Genomic DNA, 7,432 nt, shown 5'->3' with positions numbered 1-7,432 from the left:
GGCGGGGGTGAACCCGTGGTTCGCAGGGGGCCAGGTGCACCCCTCATTCGGAGGGCAGTCCCATCCTCGCGCGCCTGGGGATCCGGTTGGCTGGTGATCGTCACCGATCAGGAACCGGAGCACCGGGGGATACGACCATGCGGATGCCGTCGTCGAAGAGGACCGGTGCCGGCGTGCTGGCAGCGGCGAGGGACTCCTGCAGTGAGCACACCCTCCGCCAGGACCTCGCGGCCGTACGGAAGGCCCCGGGGGCAGGGCCACCCGCTGGGCGTACTCCAACACCAACTACCTGTTGGCCGGGATGATCGCGGAGAAGGCCGGCGGCGCGAGCTGGCGGGACCTGGTCGAGCGCAGGGTGCTCGCGAAGCTGGGACTGCGGAACGCCACCGTCCCCGGGCTCGACCCGTTCCTGCCCGACCCGCACGTGAGCGCCTACCTGACGACCACCGACGGCAAGCGTCTCGACGTCACCGATCACAGCCTCCAGCACACCGCGGACTCCGGCGTGGTGAGTACCACCGCCGACCTGAACACCTTCTTCCGCGCCCTGGCCAGCGGCAGGTTGCTCCCCGCCGAGGAGTGGCGCGAGATGCGCCAGACCGTCGAACGGACCGACGACCCGGAGGACGTGGCCGAGATGCCCGAGGGAACCTACGGCCTCGGCCTCCGCAGGATCCTCCTCTCCTGCGGCGGTTACCACTACACGCACGAGGGCGACGGCGCGGGCGTCAACATCCGCCCCGCGGTGAGCGCGGACGGCAGACGCGCGGTGACGATCTCCATCACGACCACCACCGCGCCCCCGAACCTGATCGCCCTCAACCACACGACGGGCGTGCTTGCCGACCATACCCTGTGCGACGGGTAGCCCCCGTCCGCTTCAGTCCGCTATGCGTCGGACGATCTGCGCTTCCGCTCTTTCGACTGGCGTGCGGCTGTAGGCACGCACCAGTGCGAGATGGAAGAGCGCCGGCGCGAGAGGGGCCCACCGGTGAATGCGATCGGCACGCAGCATGTACTTGATCACCGTCGCAGGGCGGAAAGGAACGAAATCGATGGTCTGGTGTTCCCATCGGTCCGCCACTCCTCTGCTCATGCGGGCTTGCAGATCCGAGCAGGTCAAGTCCTTGAGTCTGGTGTAGAAGTGAGCGCTCCAATGGCGCTTCTCGACGTCCAGCACGAAGGCGAGCAATTCGAGTCCGTACTCATGCGGTTCTATGGACAGTTCCTCCCGCATCCCGCGCCGAGCGACCGCGTAGAGGTCCGGGGCACTCCTGCCGGAGGAGTCGATGTGCCGTGACATGCCCTCGTTGACGGACGAGTTCCAGACGCCCGGCGCCATTCGGACACGGTTGCTGCGCTGGCTGACGACCAGCATGTCGTCGGCCGTCACCACCGCGATGTTCACGGCGAAACTGCACTGCAGAAACGCGGGAGCTCGCAGCGGGTCGCCAGGATCGAGATAGCGCGAACGAGGAGTGGTCCCGTCGGGCAGCCGACGGTCCAGTTGTTGCGCCGCGAGAAAGGTGTAGTAGTCCGTCGGGCGCAACCGCAGATGCACTTCCGGCTGCTCCTCGAGAGCGGTCCGGGATGCCTCCAGCGTTTCGACCGCGTATCGAGGGCCGTTCCACAACGGTGTCCGGCCCTCCGCCCTCAAACGCGTGCTTTCTTCCTCGATCTCGGCCCACCAGCCGGCCATATCGGGAGGCAGTTCGATTTCCTGGTCCAGCACCTGGATGTAGATCGCTTGCGCCGGTATGGGCGACTCCCCGTCTCCTTCGACGATCAGTGCCGAGGTGTGAAGTGGGCCGAGGGAGAAGGTTCTCCACGCCGGGCTGGACTCCTCCCGGCGTCGCAGGTTGCGTACTGCGCTCCTCGATCGCGTGCGCAGCCTGTACCAGCTGTTCTGAATCGGGTCCTGGAACAGCACCGCGACCAGCATCCCGAGCACAGCGCCGACGACCCCGTTAGCCAGATCGATCCCACCCATGGCAGGCAGAGTAGAGACCTTGATCGCACCATGCGTGATCTTGTCTCTTCCGTTACGACGCCCAGCGGAGCCGTCCCGCCCAGGAGGCCCCCGGCATCGACCACCGGGAGCCTCGACGGGAGGCGCCAGTCCACGGACCGGGCTCAGTCCGCCAACGGCAGATACACCCGGTTCCCGCTCGCCGCGAACTCCTTCGACTTCTGGAGCATGCCCTCAGCGACCTCGTCGGCCGTCGCCCCAGCGGCAGCCGTACCGCCGAACTGCGCGGTGATGCTCTGGCTGATCTTCATCGAGCAGAACTTCGGCCCGCACATCGAGCAGAAGTGCGCCGTCTTGGCCGGCTCCGCCGGAAGCGTCTCGTCGTGGAACTCCCGTGCCGTGTCCGGGTCGAGGGCCAGGTTGAACTGGTCCTCCCAGCGGAACTCGAAGCGGGCGTCGGACAGCGCGTCGTCCCATTCCTGCGCACCGGGGTGCCCCTTGGCGAGGTCGGCTGCGTGGGCGGCGATCTTGTAGGTGATGACGCCGGTCTTGACGTCGTCACGATTGGGCAGGCCCAAGTGCTCCTTGGGCGTGACATAGCAGAGCATGGCCGTGCCCCACCAGGCGATCATCGCGGCACCGATGCCGGAGGTGATGTGGTCGTACGCCGGCGCGACGTCCGTCGTCAGCGGGCCGAGCGTATAGAACGGAGCTTCATCACAGATCTCCTGCTGAAGGTCGATGTTCTCCTTAATCTTGTGCATCGGGACATGTCCCGGGCCCTCGATCATGGTCTGTACGTTGAAACGCTTCGCGATCGTGTTGAGTTCCCCGAGCGTACGCAACTCCGCGAACTGCGCTGCGTCGTTGGCGTCCGCGATCGAACCCGGCCGCAGGCCGTCGCCGAGCGAGTACGTGACGTCGTAGGCGGCAAGAATCTCGCACAGCTCCTCGAAGTTCTCGTACAGGAACGATTCCTTGTGGTGCGCGAGGCACCAGGCCGCCATGATCGAGCCGCCTCGCGAGACGATGCCCGTCTTGCGGTTCGCCGTCAGCGGTACGAACGGCAGCCGCACGCCCGCGTGGACGGTCATGTAGTCCACGCCCTGTTCGGCCTGTTCGACGACCGTGTCCTTGTAGATCTCCCAGGTCAGCTCCTCGGCGCGGCCGTCGACCTTCTCGAGCGCCTGGTAGAGCGGCACCGTGCCGATGGGGACGGGGGAGTTGCGCAGCACCCACTCGCGGGTGGTGTGGATGTTGCGGCCGGTGGACAGGTCCATGACCGTGTCGGCGCCCCAGCGCGTCGCCCAGGTCATCTTCTCGACCTCCTCCTCGATGGAGGAAGTGACCGCGGAATTGCCGATGTTGGCGTTGACCTTCACCAGGAACCGCTTGCCGATGATCATCGGCTCGATCTCGGGATGGTTGACGTTGACCGGCAGCACCGCCCGCCCGGCCGCGATCTCCTCGCGGACCACCTCGGGCGAAACGTTCTCCCGTACGGCCACGAACTCCATCTCGGGTGTGATCTCACCCCGTCGCGCATAGGCGAGTTGCGTGACCGGCGTGCCCTCCCGTCCACGCCTCGGCTGCCGCGGCCGCCCCGGGAAGACCGCGTCGAGGTTGCGCAGTCCACCGCGCGGTGAGGTGTGCTTGATTCCGTCGTCCTCGGGGCGGACCGGGCGGCCCGCATACTCCTCGGTGTCGCCGCGCGCGATGATCCAGTTCTCCCGCAGCGGCGCCAGCCCCCTGCGGACATCGGTGTCGACGAGCGGATCGGTGTACGGACCGGAGGTGTCGTACAGCGTCACCGACTCCCCGTTGGTGAGGTGCACCTGACGGACCGGCACCCGCAGATCGGGGCGCGAGCCCGCGACGTACCCCTTGTGCCAGCCGATGGACTTCCCGGCCTCCGTGGACTGCTGGGCCGGTGTGAACTGCTCGGCCCGCGCGGACTCTTCGCCCGGAATGGGCTGTTCGTCCTGGCTGAAGGCAGGCGTGCGTGCGTCCTTGTTGGTCATGAGACCTACTCCCTACGCCGGCATTACCCGGTAACAGGTTCGGCGGTCGACGCAGCGGCTTCCGTCAGCCGATGTTCCATGTGAAACATCACTCGATTCAGGTGACGTTTCACGTGAAACAACGCAAAGACGAAGGTCAGCGCCCTCTCAGCCCGGTGCTCCGAGCTCCCGCGTGTGCAAAGGTGCCTCCACGCTAGCGTCATAAGTGGCGCGGTGAACAGTGGGCCCCCGGCGTTCTTGCGATGATCGGGCGGTGACCACGACACAGCAGCCCCCGTTCCCGCCGACCGGGCCGCCGCATGGCCACGACCAGGGATCCGGCCACGACCACGGTTCCGGTTCCGGGCACGACCACGGATCGGGTGGGGACGGCGGACATGGACCGGGTGGGGACGGCGGGCACGGTTCCGGCGCGGGCGGTGGGCACGGTCATTCCCACAGCCACGGCCCCGCCGCCCCCGTCTCCCGGCATCTGCGGAAGGTCATCGCGGCGATCCTGATCCCGTTCACGGTGGCGGTCGTGGTCGGCATGGTGGTGCTCTGGCCCGGCGGCGCCCCGTCGCACAAGCGCACCGGCGTCGGCTTCGACCGGCAGACACAGCAGGCGACGGTCACCAAGGTCGTCAGCGTGAGCTGCGCGTCGGTGAACGCCTCGGGCGGGGGCTCGACCGGCGACACCTCCACCGCCGAGGGCTCCTCGGCCGCGCAGGAGGCCGCCGGCACCTGCAAGAAGGCCACAGTCACGGTCGGCACCGGCAAGGACAAGGGCCGTACGTTCACGGAGATCGTGCAGCCCGACCAGTCACGGCAGTTGCATCAGGGCGAGAAGGTCGTGGTCGCGTACGAGCCCTCCGCGCCCAAGGACCTGCAGTACTCCGTCACCGATGTGAACCGTAAGTTCCCGATGGCACTGCTCGCCGGGATCTTCGCGCTGGCCGTCGTGGTGGTGGGCCGGCTGCGCGGTGTCATGGCGCTGGTCGCGCTGGCCATCAGTTTCATGATCCTGAACTTCTTCATCCTGCCCGCGATCCTGCACGGCTCGAACCCGCTGATCGTGGCGGTGGTCGGATCGAGCGCCATCATGCTGATCGCCCTCTACATGTGCCACGGGCTGTCGGCCCGTACCTCCGTGGCGGTGCTCGGCACCCTGATGTCGCTGGTGCTGATCGGCGTCCTGGGCTCGGGTTTCATCGACTGGGCCGCGCTCACCGGCAACACGGACGACAACACGGGCCTGATCCACGGGCTGTACCCGTCGATCGACATGAGCGGTCTGCTGCTCGCCGGCGTCATCATCGGTTCGCTCGGCGTGCTCGACGATGTGACGGTCACCCAGACGTCGGCGGTCTGGGAGCTGCACGAGGCCAACCCGTCGATGGGCTGGCGCGGGCTGTACCGCGCCGGCATCCGCATCGGCCGCGACCACATCGCGTCCGTCGTCAACACGCTCGTCCTCGCCTACGCGGGCGCCGCCCTGCCCCTGCTGTTGCTCTTCTCCATCGCGCAGAGCAGCGTGGGGGCGGTCGCCAACAGCGAGTTGGTCGCCGAGGAGATCGTGCGCACACTGGTGGGCTCGATCGGCCTGGTCGCGTCGGTACCGGTCACCACGGCCCTCGCGGCCCTGGTGGTCTCGGCGGACCGCCCGGGGCCCGAGGAGGCTCCGGCGGGTGCGGCCGCAGCGGGTACTGCGGGTACGGCTACGACGGCCACGGCGGCGCCGAGTGCCAAGCCCGCGGCGGCGCGCGGCGGGAAGGGCCGGCGCCGCAAGCACTGAGCACCGCAAGCACGGAGCGCCGCAGGCACTGCGGCGGGCGGCGAGAATCGCACCAGAGGGCGCGCAGAAGCGTTCCTGCGGATCGCCGGGCCCGGAGGACCTTCATGGGCTCACGGTGCCTCCAGCGGCCTCAGAGCCCATGGCGAAGCGTTACGCCAACTCCCCGGCCCCGCCGCCGACACAACACGTCACCCGGCGCTCTGCTCCTCCGCCAGGATGCGGTCCAGCGCCTCGTCGAGGTGGGTGTCGAAGTCCGCGAGGGCGCCCTCCTGGCCGAGCGGAACCAGCCGGTCGGTGCGGTCGAGGAACGCCACGAGCGGTGCCGCGCCGGTACGGAACAGCGCCTGGTCGCTGCCCACCTGAAGCCGGATCAGCACCTCGCCCAGCGTCTCGGGATCGACGGGCTCGATCCGCACGTCACCTTCCCCGCACGCCATGCCCAGCCCGTCGATCAGCAGCTCCCGGCCGAAGGTCCAGGTCACCGGGGCGTCTCCCGGCAAATGGAAGGTCAGCCGCACGGCGTACGGATCGCATGTCTCGTAGCCCAGCTCGACCGGGATACGGAAGGAGAGCTCCTCGGAGACGAGGAAGCTCATCATGACCTCTGCCTGTACGGACTCGCGCATCGCCTATCCCGTCAACTGCCGTCGTATGGCTGGGAATGATCCCCGTGACACTGAAGGAATATTGCTGAACGTACACGTTAGATCACAAGGAGTAAGTTTTCAGATACTGATAGAGAGCGCGAGCGACCCCAGAAGCCTGCCGACCTCGGTCTGCAACTGCCGGGCCGCGGTCGGCAGCCGGTCGGCCTGATGCGAGGGCAGGGAGATGGCCATCGTGGCGGCCGTGGCGCCGAGCGTGATCGGAATCGCCGCGCAGACCGTCCCCAGCGCGTACTCCTGACGCTCCACCACCAGCTCCGTCCGCCGCATCCGGTCCAGGCGCCGCAGCAGGGAGTGGTCATCGCGCACGGTGTACGGGGTGAGGGACTGCACGGGGTAGCGGTCGAGGTGGTCGCGGCGGGTGTCCTCGTCCAACTGGGCCAGCAGACACTGGCCGATCGCGTGCGCGTGCCCCGTCTCACGGAAGTCCGCCCATTCCTCGACCGCCGGATTGCCGGAGGTGTCGGAGACGCACAGGACCTCGATCTCGCCGTCGCGGTACATCGCGTAGTACACCGGGACACCGATCGAATCCCGCCAGTGCGCCAGCGCGTCGACGATCGTGCTGCGACGTTTCTCCTGCGCCCCGCTGCTGCTCAGCCGCTCGGCCGCCTCCCCCAGGAAGAACAGCCCCTTGTCGCGGCGGAGATAGCCCTCGTGCACGAGGGTGCGCAGCAGGTGATACGCCGTGGGGAGGGCGAGGCCGGTCTCTCGGGCCAGTTGCTTGGCGGGGGCTCCGTGTCCGTGTCCGGCGACGGACTCCAGCAGGCGCATGGCCCGTTGGACGGAGCCGATGAGGGTGGCGGCGGACTGCTGTTGGTCGGCGGCCTCGACGGGCGTGGAGGAACGTTGTCGTGGCGGTGCCGCCACGGGGCGAAGCTGTGCCACAGAACCTGGCTGTGACACCGGCCGCAGTTGTGCGGGGACCGCCACCGAGCGCGGCCATGTGGGCGGGACGGGCTGGGTGGGGCGTGCGTGTGGTTCTACGGGTGCGGTGTCAACC

5 protein-coding genes and 1 pseudogene are annotated in these 7,432 nt (G+C 68.1%); 2 read left to right on the top strand and 4 right to left on the bottom strand.

Annotated elements, in window-relative coordinates; all coding sequences use genetic code 11:
• Positions 1–271: 271 nt before the first annotated feature.
• Positions 272–868, top strand: a pseudogene (locus ACNFOC_RS47575) (serine hydrolase domain-containing protein); the annotation flags it as partial.
• Positions 869–880: 12 nt separating this feature from the next.
• Here the strand turns inward: ACNFOC_RS47575 and ACNFOC_RS47570 are convergent.
• Entirely contained in the window at positions 881–1,990 is a 1,110-nt protein-coding gene (locus tag ACNFOC_RS47570) for a hypothetical protein (RefSeq protein ID WP_416965232.1), read from the bottom strand.
• A gap of 143 nt (positions 1,991–2,133) precedes the next feature.
• Positions 2,134–3,990 carry a phosphomethylpyrimidine synthase ThiC gene (gene thiC / locus ACNFOC_RS47565; RefSeq protein WP_416965231.1) on the bottom strand — a complete coding sequence of 619 codons (1,857 nt, stop codon included), beginning with the start codon at positions 3,988–3,990 and terminating at the stop codon, positions 2,134–2,136.
• A 253-nt stretch (positions 3,991–4,243) separates the two neighbouring features.
• Between thiC and ACNFOC_RS47560 the strand changes: the two genes are divergently transcribed.
• Positions 4,244–5,764 (top strand): YibE/F family protein, encoded by a 1,521-nt coding sequence (locus ACNFOC_RS47560; RefSeq protein ID WP_416965230.1) that lies wholly within the window; start codon positions 4,244–4,246, stop codon positions 5,762–5,764.
• Positions 5,765–5,952: 188 nt separating this feature from the next.
• On the opposite strand, the gene ACNFOC_RS47555 is transcribed toward ACNFOC_RS47560, so the two are convergent.
• Together ACNFOC_RS47555 and ACNFOC_RS47550 are read right to left on the bottom strand one after the other, a co-directional pair.
• Complete coding sequence (locus ACNFOC_RS47555; RefSeq protein WP_416965229.1) at positions 5,953–6,390, bottom strand: SsgA family sporulation/cell division regulator; 438 nt, start codon at positions 6,388–6,390, stop codon at positions 5,953–5,955.
• A gap of 99 nt (positions 6,391–6,489) precedes the next feature.
• Positions 6,490–7,299: an IclR family transcriptional regulator gene (locus ACNFOC_RS47550; RefSeq protein WP_416965228.1), complete on the bottom strand. Its 810-nt coding sequence runs from the start codon at positions 7,297–7,299 to the stop codon at positions 6,490–6,492.
• Positions 7,300–7,432 lie beyond the last annotated feature (133 nt).

The organism is Streptomyces colwelliae, assembly GCF_048158785.1.
Taxonomy (GTDB): domain Bacteria; phylum Actinomycetota; class Actinomycetes; order Streptomycetales; family Streptomycetaceae; genus Streptomyces.
The sequence above is the reverse complement of the archived record's forward strand: the minus strand, read 5'-3'. Positions and strand labels throughout refer to the sequence as shown.